The organism is Vreelandella songnenensis (assembly GCF_003002925.1).
Taxonomy (GTDB): Bacteria; Pseudomonadota; Gammaproteobacteria; order Pseudomonadales; family Halomonadaceae; genus Vreelandella; species Vreelandella songnenensis.
In genome coordinates, this window is record NZ_PVTK01000001.1 from 74,999 (window position 1) to 90,660 (window position 15,662).

The 15,662-nt window shown below is 60.0% G+C and carries 13 protein-coding genes; 4 read left to right on the top strand and 9 right to left on the bottom strand.

Translation table 11 applies throughout. The features are described from left to right. Positions 1-32 precede the first annotated feature (32 nt). Entirely contained in the window at positions 33-2,297 is a 2,265-nt protein-coding gene (locus B0H98_RS00355) for a DNA internalization-related competence protein ComEC/Rec2 (RefSeq protein ID WP_106373090.1), read from the bottom strand. Between the two features lie 97 nt (positions 2,298-2,394). Here B0H98_RS00355 and B0H98_RS00360 point away from each other — a divergent pair, with 97 nt between their 5' ends. After that, positions 2,395-2,946 (top strand): DUF2062 domain-containing protein, encoded by a 552-nt coding sequence (locus B0H98_RS00360; protein WP_106373091.1) that lies wholly within the window; start codon positions 2,395-2,397, stop codon positions 2,944-2,946. Here the strand turns inward: B0H98_RS00360 and B0H98_RS00365 are convergent. Beyond that, the gene (locus B0H98_RS00365; protein WP_244182937.1) at positions 2,943-3,689 is read right to left on the bottom strand and encodes an ABC transporter ATP-binding protein; all 747 of its coding nucleotides are present in this window, start codon (positions 3,687-3,689) and stop codon (positions 2,943-2,945) included. The two genes, B0H98_RS00360 and B0H98_RS00365, sit on opposite strands and share 4 nt — an antisense overlap. Positions 3,690-3,699: 10 nt before the next feature. After that, complete coding sequence (locus tag B0H98_RS00370; RefSeq protein WP_106373093.1) at positions 3,700-4,941, bottom strand: lipoprotein-releasing ABC transporter permease subunit; 1,242 nt, start codon at positions 4,939-4,941, stop codon at positions 3,700-3,702. Positions 4,942-5,174: 233 nt separating this feature from the next. On the opposite strand from B0H98_RS00370, the gene B0H98_RS00375 reads away from it, so the two are divergent. Both B0H98_RS00375 and B0H98_RS00380 read left to right on the top strand, forming a co-directional pair. Further along, positions 5,175-6,224 (top strand): agmatine deiminase family protein, encoded by a 1,050-nt coding sequence (locus B0H98_RS00375; RefSeq protein WP_106373094.1) that lies wholly within the window; start codon positions 5,175-5,177, stop codon positions 6,222-6,224. Positions 6,225-6,233: 9 nt separating this feature from the next. Continuing rightward, a complete protein-coding gene (locus B0H98_RS00380) occupies positions 6,234-7,148 on the top strand; it encodes a carbon-nitrogen hydrolase (protein ID WP_106373095.1) in 915 nt (304 codons plus the stop codon). A 130-nt stretch (positions 7,149-7,278) separates the two neighbouring features. On the opposite strand, the gene B0H98_RS00385 is transcribed toward B0H98_RS00380, so the two are convergent. From B0H98_RS00385 to B0H98_RS00400, 4 genes are all read right to left on the bottom strand, one after another. Next, the gene (locus B0H98_RS00385; RefSeq protein ID WP_244182938.1) at positions 7,279-8,235 is read right to left on the bottom strand and encodes a Nudix family hydrolase; all 957 of its coding nucleotides are present in this window, start codon (positions 8,233-8,235) and stop codon (positions 7,279-7,281) included. Positions 8,236-8,334: 99 nt separating this feature from the next. After that, a complete protein-coding gene (gene argJ / locus B0H98_RS00390) occupies positions 8,335-9,564 on the bottom strand; it encodes a bifunctional glutamate N-acetyltransferase/amino-acid acetyltransferase ArgJ (RefSeq protein ID WP_106373097.1) in 1,230 nt (409 codons plus the stop codon). Positions 9,565-9,598: 34 nt separating this feature from the next. Beyond that, positions 9,599-12,337, bottom strand: a complete 2,739-nt coding sequence (gene secA / locus B0H98_RS00395) for a preprotein translocase subunit SecA (protein ID WP_106373098.1) — start codon at positions 12,335-12,337, stop codon at positions 9,599-9,601. Positions 12,338-12,408: 71 nt separating this feature from the next. Continuing rightward, a complete protein-coding gene (locus B0H98_RS00400; protein WP_106373099.1) occupies positions 12,409-12,771 on the bottom strand; it encodes a hypothetical protein in 363 nt (120 codons plus the stop codon). Between the two features lie 107 nt (positions 12,772-12,878). On the opposite strand from B0H98_RS00400, the gene B0H98_RS00405 reads away from it, so the two are divergent. Beyond that, positions 12,879-13,337 carry a DUF721 domain-containing protein gene (locus B0H98_RS00405; protein ID WP_106373100.1) on the top strand — a complete coding sequence of 153 codons (459 nt, stop codon included), beginning with the start codon at positions 12,879-12,881 and terminating at the stop codon, positions 13,335-13,337. A gap of 79 nt (positions 13,338-13,416) precedes the next feature. Here the strand turns inward: B0H98_RS00405 and lpxC are convergent, their stop codons facing one another. Both lpxC and ftsZ read right to left on the bottom strand, forming a co-directional pair. Next, positions 13,417-14,328, bottom strand: coding sequence for a UDP-3-O-acyl-N-acetylglucosamine deacetylase (gene lpxC, locus B0H98_RS00410; RefSeq protein WP_106373101.1), 912 nt, complete (start codon positions 14,326-14,328; stop codon positions 13,417-13,419). A 137-nt stretch (positions 14,329-14,465) separates the two neighbouring features. Beyond that, positions 14,466-15,641: a cell division protein FtsZ gene (ftsZ, locus tag B0H98_RS00415; RefSeq protein ID WP_106373102.1), complete on the bottom strand. Its 1,176-nt coding sequence runs from the start codon at positions 15,639-15,641 to the stop codon at positions 14,466-14,468. Between the last annotated feature and the right edge of the window lie 21 nt (positions 15,642-15,662).

The window sequence follows — 15,662 nt, forward strand, 5'->3', positions numbered from 1 at the left end:
ATGCGCTGGATTCTACCTCAAGGCGAGGCGCTTCAACACCGCTTAGCGCTTACCGGTAGCTTCCGGGTCGGTTTGACGTGCAGCTGCCGGCCTTTCTGAAACCAGAAACGCAGCGCGCCGTCGTGCCCGGTACTCCACAGGCAGCTCTGCTGACGACTGAAGCGGCGCACCACGCTATCCACCGGATGCTGGAAGGCGTTATTACGCCCGGCGCTGAATATCACGTGGCGTGGCGAGACATGCTGGACAAACTGAGCGCCGGAACTGGTCAGGCTGCCGTGGTGGCCGGCCACCAGTACGCTCGCAGGCGAGTCAATATCCTGAAGAAAGCGTCGCTCGATATCCCGGCTCACATCGCCGGTAATCAGCAGGCGATGCGCGCCCTGGCTCACCTCCAGCACGCAGGAGCGATCATTGGCGGAGTAGTTCGTTGGCCCGGCCGGCGGCCACAAGAAACGGTAGGTAATGCCATCTTGCTGCCAGGTTTGCCCACGCTGACAGGGCGTGGCGTTCACCGGCAGCGCTTCCCCCAGCGGGGCATACCAGCGCTCGACATGATGATCTTCCAAAAGCGCACCAATACCGCCGGCATGATCACTATCGGCATGACTGACAATCACCTCATCGAACCGCTGACCCGGCGCCCAGAGCGTTTGCAAAGGCATGAAGCCCGACTGAAAGCGCGGCCCGGTATCATAGAGCAGGCGATAGTGTGCGCTACGCAGCTCGATCAGTTGCCCCTGCCCTACATCGTGAACCGTAACGCGCAGCGCGCCTTCAGGCGCAGTGCCTGGCAGCCACCAGGGTAAAAGCGCCAGCAGCAGCGCAGCACCCGCTCTTATCCAGAGATAAATCCCCGGGAGCCCCCAGCTAAGCGCCAGAAGCAACAGTGCAGCGCTCAGCGGATAGACCAGCGAACGATCCGGCTCCCAGAGCGGCCATAGATCAACCGCAAGCGCCAGCAGGGTGTAGAAGATGGCCAGCGCCTGCTCAAACAGCCACCACACCCCCGTACCTAAAAAAGGGATGGGGGTGAATAGCCACCCCAGCAGCGCCAGCGGCACCATGATGGAGCTGACCCAGGGTACCGCCACGAGATTGATAAGAGGCGCAGCCGGAGCAATCCGCCCGAAGGCCATCAGCACAGCGGCAGCCATCAAGGGCGCCAATAAAAGCTGCGAACGCACCAGAGCATGGAGCCAGCCTTGGATGCCTTGCGGGCGCGCGCGCCCCTGCCAGATGATGATCAACCAGGCAACGGCGATAAACGATAGCCAAGAGCCCGGGCGCCACAATGAAAGCGGGTCTGCCAGCACCACCAGCCCAAGCGCCAGCCACCAGGCCTGCCAGGCGCTCGGCGCGTGCCGCCCGCTAAGCACCCAAAGCCCAACGAGCGTCATGACCATGGCGCGCAGCGCTGGCGGCGCCAGCCCGGCAAGCCACGCGTAGCCAACCGCTGCCGCAGCGGCCACCCACCAGGGCCATGTCCTCATTCGCCAGTTCAAGGGAGTTAAAACCCGCGCCGCAGTGCGCGCAAGCAGCAGCGCAAAGCCGGCGACCAGGCCGACGTGCAAACCTGAAATCACGACCAGGTGGGTAGTCCCGGTGGCATTGAGGAGCGTCCAGTCCTCCTGGGTCAGCCGGTCGCCCTCGCCCAGCGTCAAGGCGGAAAGCCAGCGCCGGGTCCGCTCTTCAAGCGGTGAAGCCTCCAGTACCTCAAGCGCTTTGCGACGCAGCGAAAAGCCGGCAGGCGCTATTCGCTCGGGTGCGGGCTCACTGCGCACATACCCCGTGGCGTGAATGCCTTCGCGCCACAGCCACTGTTCAAAGTCGAAGCTTTCAGGATTGGCAAAACCGCCCGGGGGCCGCAGGCGCAATGTCATGCGCCACCGCTCGCCCGCCTGATAGTCACCGCCAGCGTAAGCAGTGACCCGCACTTTGTTGAGCATTCGGCACTTGGGCCGCTGCTCGGGAGATTCACACTGGTCAATACTCAAAAGCAGGCGTTTTGAACCGGCCAGGGGGGTGACGCCAAGAAGTACCGCTTCAACGATAACGTCTTCACCGTTCAGCCCATCCGGCAACTGGCTGGCCCACTGCTGGTGAATGCCTGCAAATACCCAGCTGGCGACTATCAGCCAGAGTGCCGCGCCGGGGCGACGGATCACGACCAGTAGCGCGGCTATAACGCCAACACTCAGAAACGCATTCAACGCACCGACACTACCGCTCCAACCGGCCGCTACAGCGCCTGCAAGCGTTGCCAGCGCCGCCGGTATCGCAACGCCCAACGGCATACGACTCTCCTTGGCATGAGAACTTCACCTACTCGGCATAGCCGAAGCGCTGCGCTATATGGATAATAGGCGGCACTTATGGTCAAGAGTACCTGACATGCCGCGCCGTTTCCTGCAGCGCTACATGCCTAAACCCGACACGTTAAGGCGGCAGCGGTCCCTGCGCTTCATGGCGCCGCTGATTGCCGACCCCGGGTTGTGGCTTTTAACTCGTCGAAGCGTTGCCAATGCGTTTAGCGTCGGGCTGTTCTGCGCCATGCTGCCGATTCCCTTTCAGATGGTGGTTGCCGCAGTAGGTGCACGGCTGAGCAGATGCAATCTGGCGCTATCGGTCAGCCTTGTCTGGATCACCAACCCGCTGACCATGCCGCTGATTTTTTACGGCAACTACCGCCTGGGTACTTTCCTGATGGGCGCGCCGGTGCGCGAGGCGCCCTCGCGTATTTCAACCCGCTGGATCGCCGAGCAGATGCACGACATGCTGCCACCGCTGCTGGTGGGTTCACTGGTCACCGCGATTATGCTCGCGCTGGTCGCCAATATCGCCATTCGCCTGATCTGGCGCTGGCACGTCTCCTATAACTGGAAACGCCGCCGCCTTAACAGGCGACGGCGTCGGGCACGCATCGAATCTGAATTCGACGATTAAACGGCGGGGAGTTGCTCTACCAGTTTGCCCGCATCCAGCTTCAATACGCGGTCCTGATGCGCGGCCAAGCCGACGTCGTGGGTCACGATGACAAAGGCACAGGCGCTCTCCTTGGCCAGCTCGTCCATCAGCGCAAGGATCGTGGCCGCCGTGGTCTGGTCAAGGTTACCGGTAGGCTCATCCATCAGCACCAGGCTCGGGTCGGTGACCAGCGCACGGGCAATCGCCACACGCTGACGCTCGCCGCCGGAAAGCTCGCCGGGCTTGTGATCTGCCCGCGCCTTCATACCTACCCGCTCAAGGATCTGCATGGCCCGCTTTTCGGCCGTCTTTTTCGACTGCCCGCGAATGATCAGCGGGAGTGCCGCGTTCTCGACCGCGGTAAACTCCGCCAGCAGATGGTGGAACTGGTAGACAAAGCCGATGTAGCGATTGCGGAACTTGCCCAGTGCAGCTTCATTGAGGGTGGAAAGCGGCTCACCCGCGATGACCACCCGGCCATCGCTTGGCCGGTCCAGCCCGCCCAGCAGATTGAGCAGCGTGGTCTTGCCCGAACCGGAGCTGCCCACGATGGCGACCCGCTCACCAGCGCGCACCGAAAGGTCGAGCTTGTCGAGCACGGTCAGGTCCTGAGGCCCTTCGCTATACACTCGAGTAAGCCCCTGACAGTCGAGCATGACAGGACGCTGCGGCGCACTTGATGACGTACTTGTAGACGCACTTGAAGACGTACTGTAAGACATAGATGAATCCTTATTCATAGCGCAAGACATCCGCTGGCTGAACGCGTGCGGCACGCCAGGCTGGGTACAGCGTCGACAAAAACGTCAGGCCAAAGGCTGCCAGAACGATGTTGCGCACGTCATCCCACTGCAACTGAGACGGCAGATCGCTGATGAAGTAGACGCCCGCATCCAGGAACTGGATACCAAAGGTCGCCTCGAACCAGCCGATCAGATCGGACACGGTCAGCGCCAGCAGGATACCTACCGCCACGCCAATCGCGATGCCAATCAGACCGATGGCCAGCCCCTGAACGATAAAGATTCCCATGATCGAGCGCGGCGTTGCGCCAATGGTGCGCAGAATGGCGATATCGGCGCGCTTGTCGGTCACGACCATGACCAGCGTCGACACGATATTGAACGCCGCTACGGCGATGATCACGGTCAGCAGTAGCGCGATCATGCGCTTTTCCATCTGAATGGCCTGGAACAGGTTGCCGTGGGAGGACGTCCAGTCCGTTCCCCGGTAACCGGGGCCCAGTTCATTGACGATATCCTGGGTCTCGCTGCCCGCGATAAACAAGTCGCTTAGCTCAAGGCGCAGACCGCCTACCGCTTCGCCCAGACGCGCCAGGGTCTGCATGTCTTCGATATTGGCGTAGGCCAGATTGGCATCAAGGTCAGCACCAACGCTAAAGATACCGCTGACGGTAAAACGTTTCAGGCGCGGAAAGACACCGGCCGGTGTAATCGATGCCTCAGGCACCAAGAGCGTCACGTAATCGCCTACACCCACGCCGAGTTGGCGTGCCAGCATGGAGCCCAGCACCACGTTCCACCCGCCCGGCACCAGGTCATCCAGGCTGCCTTGGCGCATATGCTTCCCAATAATCGATACCTGGTCTTCCCAATCAGGGTTGATGCCGTTGACCATCGCGCCCTGATTACGCCCGGCCGCCGAGAACATACCCTGCTGCTCGACATAGGGTGCGGCGCCAATCACGCGTTCACGCTGGATCAGGCGGTCCGCCAGCGCTTCCCACTCGACAAGCCCTTCGGTGGATTCAATCTTGGTATGCGGCACCATTCCCAGAATGCGCGTGCGCAGCTCGTGGTCGAAGCCGTTCATCACGGAGAGCACCAGGATCAGTACCGCGACACCCAGCATCAGCCCGAGCATGGAGGTCAACGAGATAAACGAGATAAAGTGGTTTCGGCGTTTGGCGCGCACGTAGCGCAGCCCCACCAGAAAAGGCAAACGATCAAGCATGGCGTCATTCCTTAGTAATAAGCCGCTCATGGTACGGTTTTTTTCAGCATACTGCATGCAAAACGGCCAGTGAAACGGAGCATTGTCGGCGCTTTGCCAAGCCATGTAAGGCTTGCAAGTTACCCCTTGACGCCCTACATTGCGCCCATTTATGTCGCTTGCCCCGGCAAGCGCCATTTTCCTGCTTCATTTTTCCATTTTCACTACCAGGAGACGTTGCGACGTTGGCTAACATGACTTATCGCCTGCTGCCCGAGTGGCACCCCCAGGATGGCCTCCAGCTGACCTGGCCACGCCCGGACGGCGACTGGGAAGCGCTGCTTGCGCGTATCGAAGCCGTGCTTGAGCGCATCGTGCTGGCAACCGTCGATTATCAGCAGGTGGTCATTGGCGTGCCCGATGACGCCACCTGCGCCCGCGTGAAGGCAACGTTTGAGGCGTATGGCGTACCCGCCGAAAAACTCACTCTGGTGGTTGCCCCCACCGACGATACCTGGGCGCGCGACCACGGCCCGATCACCGTACTGGATGAGGATGGAAAGCCGCTGCTGCTGGACTACACCTTTACCGGCTGGGGCGGCAAGTTTCCCGCCGAGCACGACAACCGCTTGACTCAGGCACTGGCCGATGCTGGCGTCTGGGCGTGCCCGATCTCCTCACGCAAGATGGTGCTGGAAGGCGGTGCGATCGAAACCGACGGCGAAGGCACGCTGCTGACCACAGAAGCCTGCCTGCTCAACCCCAATCGCAACCCGGATCTTTCCCGGGCGGACGTGGAGGCCCAGCTGGCCGAAGATTTTGGCGTTGACCGCGTACTGTGGCTAGCCAATGGGCACCTGGAAGGCGACGACACCGATAGCCACGTCGATACGCTGGCGCGCTTTTGCGACCCCGAGACCATCGCCTATATCCGCTGCGATGATCCAGCTGACCCGCATTACCCGGCGCTGAGCGCCATGGAGCAGGAACTCAAGGCGTTTCGCCAGCGCAGCGGTGAAGCCTATCGCCTGATACCCCTGCCCTGGCCCAAGGCGTGCCATGACCCGGAAGATGGTCACCGGCTACCGGCCACCTACGCCAACTTCCTGATCATCAACCAGGCGGTGCTGGTCCCCACCTATGGCGACCCGGCGGATATGGCCGCGCTGAACGCGCTGGCCGAGGCCTTTCCCGCTCATACACTGATCCCTATCGAATGCTCAAGCGTCATTCGCCAGCACGGCAGCCTGCACTGTCTGACCATGCAGTTGCCCTGCGGCACGCTTGCGGCCTCTCGACGCTAAGGAGCCACCATGTCTACGTCCTTGAAAACTGATCTTACGGTTGGCGTTGTCCAGCAGCCCGCATGGCCCGACAAGGCCCAGAGCCTGGCGGCCAGCGAAGCAGGCATTCGCGAGGCGGTCAGCCGCGGCGCCCAACTGGTCATGCTCCAAGAGCTGCACGCCACCCATTACTTCTGTCAGTTTGAAGACCCGGCCCTGTTTGATCTGGCCGAGCCGCTGGATGGGCCAACCGGTCAGCGCCTGGAGGCACTGGCCCGCGAGCTTGATATTGTGCTGGTGGGGTCACTGTTTGAGCGGCGCGCACCCGGGCTTTATCACAACACGGCGGTGGTGTACGACCGTGACAAGGGCCGCGTAGGCCAGTATCGCAAGATGCATATTCCGGACGACCCGGCGTTCTACGAGAAATTCTACTTCACTCCGGGCGACCACGATGCGGCACGTAACGAAGGCTTCACGCCGATTGATACGTCGCTTGGCCGGCTGGGCGTGCTGGTCTGCTGGGATCAGTGGTACCCGGAAGCCGCACGCCTGATGGCGCTGGCCGGTGCCGATCTGCTGCTCTACCCCACGGCCATCGGCTGGGACCCAAGCGACGATGATGCCGAAAAGACCCGTCAGAAAGAGGCCTGGACGCTGATTCAGCGCGCCCACGGCGTGGCCAACGGCCTGCCGGTCATCGTAGCCAACCGGGTAGGCTTCGAGGCCGACCACTCCGGCGTAGGCGACGGCATTCAATTCTGGGGCGGAAGCTTTGTGTGTGGCCCTCAAGGGGAGCTGCTGGCCCACGGCGGTGAAACGGCCGAACAGCTGGTGGTCACCATCGACATGGCGCGCAGCGAAAACACCCGCCGGATCTGGCCCTACCTGCGCGACCGCCGCGTGGATGCCTACGGCGACCTTACCCGGCGCTTTCGCGACTAGGCCCTGTCTGAAAAAATACCTGGCCGCCGCGCTCGGTAGCGCCTGACGGCGCACAAAAAAGCCTGCCGGGCGCACTTTTGCGTTCCGGCAGGCGTTTTCTTACCGCTTTCAGTGCTTTTCCGAGCGTACTTTACTTCCAGAAATCGCGAATCGACGCGATGCCCTGAGCACCCACGGCGCGGGCATGGTTGGCATCAAAGCGCGTCATGCCGCCAAGCGCAAATACCGGCATGCCGGCGCGCTCGACCAGCTGCTGGAAATCGTGCCAGCCGATGGGCGCGACTTCCGGATGCGAAGGCGTGGTACGTAGCGGTGAAAGCGTCACGAAATCACAGCCCAGCACGGTCGCCTGAGAGAGCTGGGTCTGATCGTGCGTAGAGGCGGACAGCCACTTGTTTTCGGCGATCGGGCGTCGATCAAGCTGCATCAAGCGCTCGCTGGTCAGGTGAATGCCGTCGGCATCTATCTGATCCAGAAGCGAAGGCTCGCCATTGAGCAGCAGGCTGGCACCGTACTGACGGCAAAGTGCCAGGGCGCGCTCGGCGCGAGCCAGGTAGCTCGCCTCATCAAGCTCCTTGGCGCGCAGCTGTACCAGTCGAATATTGTCTTCCTTGAGCGCCCGCTCCAGAAACGCATCGAAGCGCGCCTCATCAGGCTCTTCCATGGTAATCAGGTATTCGGTGGGCAGCATGACCGCACGCAGAATAGGCAGATTGGCCGCCGGGAAGGGATAGTTGACCAGCTCTTCCATGGGCACCCAGCGCACCGCCTGACCTTCACGACCAAAGGGCTCCCCGGCAAACTCATGCACCTGCCATACGTCCAGCAGGATATGCTTGTCCGGATATTCGTGATGCACCCGGATCAAGGGCTGAGCGCGAATGATCTCGACACCCAGTTCCTCATGCAGCTCACGCTTGAGGCCTTCAAGCCCGGTTTCATAAGGTGCCAGCTTGCCGCCCGGAAATTCCCAAAGGCCGCCCTGGTCCACATTTGAAGGCCGACGTGCGATAAAAACCTTCTTTTTATCCGCACTCACCATGGCCGCTGCTGCAACATGAACCCGTCGTTTTACCATTACATTCATTACGTCTTTTCCACTGTGTGCGCACCGGCTGCTCGACGCCGGTGCTAACTTGCTGCGTGAGCTCGTTTAATGGCCGCTGATAAACGGCGGGTTTATCAGCTAGCTTCGATAGTCCGCGTTGATCGTCACATAGTCATGGGAGAGATCCGAGGTCCAGACCGTCGCACTGTGCTCGCCACGCCCCAGGTCAATCCTGACAGTAATCTCTTCCTGCGCCATGACCGCGCTGCCCGCAGCTTCAGTATAGCCGCTGGCACGTCCGCCATCTTCCACAAGCCGCACGTCGCCCAGATCAATCACTACCCGGTTGACGTCGAAATTCTCGACAGGTGCTCGGCCTACAGCGGCCAGAATGCGGCCCCAGTTGGCATCCGAGGCGTACAGCGCGGTTTTCACCAGCGGTGAATGGGCCACGGTAAAGGCAACGTCCAGCGCTTCCTGGCGGCTCTGAGCGCCATCCACCTGCAGTGTGACAAACTTGGTGGCACCTTCGCCATCGCGAATGATCGCCTGGGCCAACGCCGTCATGACCTGCTGCAGCGCTTCACGAAAAGTGGCGATATCGGCGTCACTTTCTACCACCGCCCCGACGCCCGTCGCGGCGAGCATGCAGGCGTCGTTGGTCGAGGTATCGCTATCCACGGTAATGCAGTTGAAGGAGGCATCAACGGTCTCGCGCAGCAGGCGGTCTAATAGCGCCTGCTCGACGGTTGCATCGGTCACCACGAAGCCCAGCATGGTCGCCATGTTGGGCTTGATCATGCCCGAGCCTTTGGTAATACCGTTGATGGTGACGGTTCCACCGCTGAGCGCCACACTCACGGTGGCGCCCTTGGCGCGGGTGTCAGTGGTCAGAATGCCTTCACCGGCGTACTGCCAGGCCTGGCTTTCGTCAGACAGCGTCTTGCAGGCAGGCGCAAGACCTGCCAGCAGACGCTCCATGGGTAGCGGCTCGCCAATAACACCGGTGGAGAAAGGCAGCACCTGGTGCTCCTCGACTCCAGCCTCTTCAGCCAGCGCCTTGCAGCTGGCGTATGCATCATCCAGGCCACGCTTGCCGGTACCCGCATTGGCATTGCCGGTGTTGATCAACCAGTAGCGCGGCGCCGAGTGCACCTCGCGGCAGCGCTCGATATGCGCCTTGGCCACGGCTACCGGCGCCGCGCAGAACGCATTTTGCGTAAATACGCCGGCCACTGTGGCCGACTCGGGCAGCGCGATCACCACCATGTCACGACGACCCGGCTTCTTGATACCCGCCATTGCACTTCCCAGGCGCACCCCCGCGAGAGGGGGCATCACTGGAAAAGGACTGTTTCCCACCGCCATGATCGTCTCCTTTACCTGCAGGTTGCAGGGCTGATTAGCTTAATTTACCGCAGCACTGCTTGTACTTCTTTCCAGAACCGCAGGAGCAAGGGTCGTTGCGGCCGACCTTGGGGCCTTCGCGGCGTGCCGGGCGCGCGTCCTGCTCGGCTTGCGTCTCGCCCCCTGCATTACCCAGCGGCTCGGCAGGCGCTTGATCATGGCGATTATCGGCAGTCTCCTTCTCGCGGGTCAGCTCTTCACGACGCTTCTGCTCCAGGGCGTCGACCTCTTCTGGCTGACGCACCTGAACGTGGCTGAGAATGCGTGTCACGTCCGCCTTGATGTTGGTCAGTAGATGCTGGAACAGTTCGAAGGATTCGCGCTTGTACTCCTGCTTGGGATTTTTCTGCGCGTAACCGCGCAGGTGAATACCGCGGCGCAGATGGTCCATCGACTGGAGATGCTCTTTCCAGCGGGTATCCAGCACCTGAAGCATGACCTGCTTTTCAAAACGGCGAATCAGCGTAGGCCCAGCGGCATTGACCTTGGCGGCATACGCTTCGCGATGCATGGACTGCAGGCGTTCGCGCAGCTTCTCCTCGCTGAAACGCTCATCTTCCGCGGCCCACTGGGTAACCGGCGCGTCCAGGTTGAACTCGGTTTTAAGATGCGCTTCCAGCCCCGGCAGATCCCACTGTTCGGCCAGGCTCTGAGGCGGCACGTAGTCGCTGATGGAGTCTTCCATCACTTCTTCGCGGATACCGATAATCGCTTCGGAAATATCGTCAGATGCGAGCACTTCGTTGCGCTGTTCATAGATCACGCGGCGCTGGTCATTGGCCACATCATCATACTCAAGCAACTGCTTGCGGATATCGAAGTTGCGCCCTTCGACCTTCTTCTGCGCCCGCTCGACGGCGTTGGAGACCATCTTGTGCTCGATAGCCTCACCGCGCTCAAGGCCTAATGCCTGCATGAGACGCTTCACGCGGTCTGAACCAAACAGGCGCATCAGGCTATCTTCCAGCGACAGGAAGAAACGGGTGGAGCCCGGGTCACCCTGGCGGCCGGCGCGGCCGCGCAGCTGGTTATCGATACGCCGCGATTCGTGGCGCTCCGAGCCAATCACGTGCAAACCGCCCGCTTCCAGAACGTCATCGTGACGCTTCTGCCACTCGGCTTTCAGGGCATCGATCTGCGCTTGAGACGGGTTGGAAAGCTTGGCGGCTTCCGCTTCCCAGTTACCGCCCAGCATGATATCGGTACCCCGGCCGGCCATGTTGGTTGCAATGGTAACCGCGCCGGGGCGCCCGGCCTGAGCAATGATCTCCGCTTCGCTCTGGTGCTGTTTGGCGTTGAGGACGTTGAACTTGAGGCCCGCATCGCGCATCAGGCGCGCCAGGTATTCAGAAGTCTCGATGGAGGCCGTACCGACCAGCACGGGGCGCCCGGCTTCGGTTTCAGTACGCACATCCTTGATGATCGCCTCGTACTTCTCTTCCGCGCTCAGGTAGACCAGATCGTTGAGATCCTTACGTGCCAGCGCCCGGTTGGTCGGAATGACGATAACGTCGAGACCGTAAATCTGACGGAATTCGAAGGCTTCCGTGTCTGCCGTACCGGTCATGCCGGCCAGCTTTTCATATAGACGGAAGTAGTTCTGGAAGGTGGTCGAAGCCAGGGTCTGGCTTTCGCGCTGAACGGTAACGCCTTCTTTCGCCTCCACCGCCTGGTGCAGGCCTTCCGACCAGCGCCGCCCGGGCATGGTGCGGCCGGTATGCTCATCGACGATGACCACCTGGCCTTCCGATACGATGTAATCGACATCAATCTGATAAAGGTAACGGGCACGCAATGCAGAGTGAACATGCTGAAGCAGGTTAAGGTTCTGAGCAGCGTAGAGCGACTCGCCCTCTTTCAGCAACCCTTCGGCCTGCATCAGCTCCTCGACCCGATTATGCCCCTGCTCGGTCAGCTCAACCTGCTTTTGCTTCTCGTCGAGCAGAAAGTCGCCAGTGGCGGGCACGTCTTCATCTTCCGAGACTTCGCCTTTCTCCAGCTTCTGGGCAAGGCCGTTGACGACGTTATAAAGATGGGTGTTTTCATCCACCGCACCGGAGATGATCAGCGGCGTGCGGGCCTCATCGATCAGGATGGAGTCCACCTCATCGACAATGGCATAGTGCAGGCCGCGCTGTACCTTGTCATCCAGCGAGAACGCCATGTTGTCGCGCAGGTAGTCGAACCCGAACTCGTTATTGGTGCCGTAGGTAATATCGCACTTGTAAGCGTGACGCTTCTCTTCACCGGTCTGGCCTGCAAAGATGACCCCGACGCTAAGGCCCAGAAATTCGTACAGCGGGCGCATCCACTCGGCATCACGGCGGGCCAGATAGTCATTCACGGTTACCACGTGAACGCCCTTCTCGGGCAGCGCGTTGAGATAGACAGCAAGCGTTGCCACCAGGGTCTTGCCTTCACCGGTCTTCATTTCGGCAATGCGACCGCGGTGTAACGTCATGCCGCCAACCATCTGAACATCGAAATGGCGCATGCCCATTACGCGCTTGCTGGCCTCGCGCACGATGGCAAAGGCGGTAGGCAATAAATTGTCCAGCGCCTCGCCCTCTTTCAGGCGCTTGCGTAGCTCAAACGTCTTGCCCTGCAGATCACCGTCCGACAGCCCTTCAAGCTCGGCTTCCAGCACGTTCACGCTCTGCACGTTCTTGTGCATGCGTTTTACTTCACGGTCGTTCTTGGAGCCGACAACTTTGCGTAACAAATTATTAATCATGAAATTTCCACATCATCACGAGCGACCCGAAGGGTTTCGCCCTGTTCCGTATTAGGCAAAAGAGGGAGGTATCAGAAAATCGGATAGGTACTGGGCGGCCCACGCTGGGTCAGCACATCCCGGGCGGCTACCCGGCGATGGGCAACCCGGGATTCAGGCAGATCAAGGCGTAATGCCGCGATGCGCTTGATGCGACGGGACCAGCGCTTAAGCGCGCGCTTGCGCCTGGCGATCCAGAGTGACTTGGCGCGCAGGATGGCGGGTACCCAGAAACAGACACAGGCGCCGCGCTCGGCACCGCGAAAGGCATCGGAAGGAACTAAACTGCTGGGTAGCAGGCAGCTCACCAGAAGCCCGGCCAGCCACCAACGCGCTAGGCCATGACGACGCTGACGCCGCGGCATGGCTGAAAATTCATTAAGCGTTGATGACATACTGTGGGTTGGCTCCTTGGCATGTTAGGCTCTGCATCCAGTAACGCGATCCGATGTATATGGTTACTGATCAAGAAATTAAAAGGGTTATCTTAGGAATCAAGCGTATGAGTATAAAGGTTAAGCGTTCTCACGCACAGCCCATCTCCCGACTGCTCAACAAGTCCGGGGATATCGGCAATCTTATGCGCCAATCCCGCTTGATCGATCAGGCCCAGTCTCACTTGAGGGCCCATCTGCCCGAAGAAATGCGCAGCTACATCTTTGTGGGCGGCTTCAAGGAGGGTCGGCTGACGCTGATCAGCGGCCAGGCAAGCTGGCTGACCTGGCTGCGCTTCGAACAGCGCCGACTCTTGACACTGCTTCATCAACTGCCTGGCTTTGAGTCAGTCAGCGGGTTTAGCTTCAAGGTACGCCCGGTGCGCCCGGTTCAAGTGCCGCTGCGCAATACGCGCAGCCTTTCAGCCGATGCCGGAAAGACCCTGGCAGAATGCGCCAGCGACACTCAAAACCCGTCATTACGCAAGGCCCTGGAGCGGCTCGCTTCCCACGCGCCTAGCCAATAAGCCAATTGGCTGCCCTAAACGCAAAAAGCACCGCTAAGCGGTGCTTTTTTTATTCAGGACAGGCAAGTCAAACCATCCGTTACGCCATTGCTGATGCCGCGTAAGAGATCGGAGCAACCGCTTTTTCGCCCTCGAAGGTAACGATTTCATAAGCATCCGGCTGCGCCATCAGCTCACGGCACAGCTGATTGTTGAGCGCATGACCAGATTTTATGCCATGAAACTCGCCAATCAAGCTGTGACCCAGCTGATATAGATCGCCGATCGCATCCAGCACCTTGTGCTTGACGAATTCATCTTCGTAACGCAGGCCACCTTCGTTGACGATACGGTAATCATCCACCACGACGGCGTTGTCCAGGCTACCCCCCAGCGCCAGATTATTGGAGCGCAAGAATTCCAGGTCCTTCATGAATCCGAAGGTCCGCGCTCGGGAGACTTCCTTGACGAACGAAGTGGTCGAAAAATCGATCTGCGCCGTCTGCTTCTGCTGCTCGAATACCGGGTGATCGAAATCAATGGCAAACGAGACTTTAAAGCCCTGGTGAGGCAGAAAGACCGCCTCTTTATCGCCATCCGTTACCGATACGCGCCGCTTGATACGAATGAACTTCTTCGGCGCATCCTGCTCGAGAATACCCGCGGACTGAATCAAGAAGACAAACGGGCTGGCGCTGCCATCCATGATGGGTACTTCAGGTGCGCTCAGATCAACGTAGGCATTATCGATGCCAAGGCCTGCAAAGGCGGACATCAGATGCTCAACGGTCGCTACCTTAACACCTTCATAGGAGAGCGCTGTGCAAAGCTTGGTGTCTTCAACGAGTTCAGCACGGGCGGGTACGTGAACCACAGGATCCAGATCGGTTCTTACAAACACAATCCCGGTGTTTGCCGGCGCCGGGCGCAAAGCCAGATGGACTTTTTTGCCGGAGTGCAGACCCACTCCAGTGGCGCGGATAACATTTTGTAGGGTGCGTTGTCTGATCATGGGCAGTGGTCGAACTCTAATAACGGAAGTACCGCAAGGAAGAAAAGAAGTTATCGAACAGCGTTCACTTTAACAGCAAACGAGCGTTTTAATCAATAAAACACTCGTTTGCTGGCCGCGTGAACCCGCTGGATGCTTCAATCCGCCTGACGGCGCAAGAATGCAGGAATGTCCAGATAATCGTCGGCGTCAGCCGCGCGACTCTTCTCTTGACGCGGTTTGGGCGCATGCTCCGGCGCTTCAGCACGGGCGGTGGCCTGTTGGCGCATTACGGTAGGCTGCTGCAGCTTTCGGTAATCCGATGACTCGGCGGCTGAACGGCGCGCCGGCTCGCGAGCAGCCACTTTGGCCTTATTACCGTCAAGACCAGCGGCGACGACAGTAACACGCAGCTCATCGGACATTTCCATATCGATGGAAGTTCCGACAACGATGGTCGCTTCCTGAGAAGCAAATTCCTGAACCGTGGCGCCTACGTCGTTGAATTCGCCAATCGACAGATCAGGGCCAGCGGTGATGTTGACCAGAATGCCGCGCGCGCCATGCAGATCGATATCTTCGAGCAGCGGGCTGCGAATAGCCTTCTCAGCGGCTTCCCGAGCGCGGTTCTCGCCGGTGGCGCCGCCGGTACCCATCATGGCCATACCCATTTCAGACATGACGGTGCGTACATCGGCAAAGTCGACGTTGATGATACCGGGGCTCGTGATCAGCTCGGCAATACCCTGAACCGCGCCCAGAAGCACATCGTTGGCAGCGCTGAAAGCGGTAAGCAGAGTGGCGTTTTTACCCAGCACGGATAAAAGCTTCTCGTTGGGAATGGTGATCAACGAGTCAACGTGCTGGGAGAGTTCTTTCATGCCCTCTTCAGCGGCGCGCATACGCTTGGGGCCTTCAAACGGGAAGGGACGTGTCACGACCGCCACCGTCAGAATCCCCAGCTCCTTGGCTACCTGCGCGACAACCGGCGCACCGCCTGTACCGGTACCACCGCCCATACCGGCGGTAATGAAGACCATATCGGCGCCTTCCAGCAGCTCGGCGATCCGGTCGCGATCTTCCATGGCGGCCTGGCGCCCCACTTCGGGGTTGGCACCAGCGCCCAGCCCTTTGGTGATTTCACCACCCAGCTGTAGAACCGTTTTTGCGGATACGCGCTTGAGCGCCTGGGCATCGGTGTTGGCGCAGATGAACTCGACGCCTTCGATGTTGCTTTCCACCATGTGGTTGACCGCATTACCGCCGCCGCCACCAACCCCGACTACTTTTATGACCGCACTACTCGAGGGTGCGTTATCTACTAATTCGAACATAAGCCCCGTCTCCTGAACCGC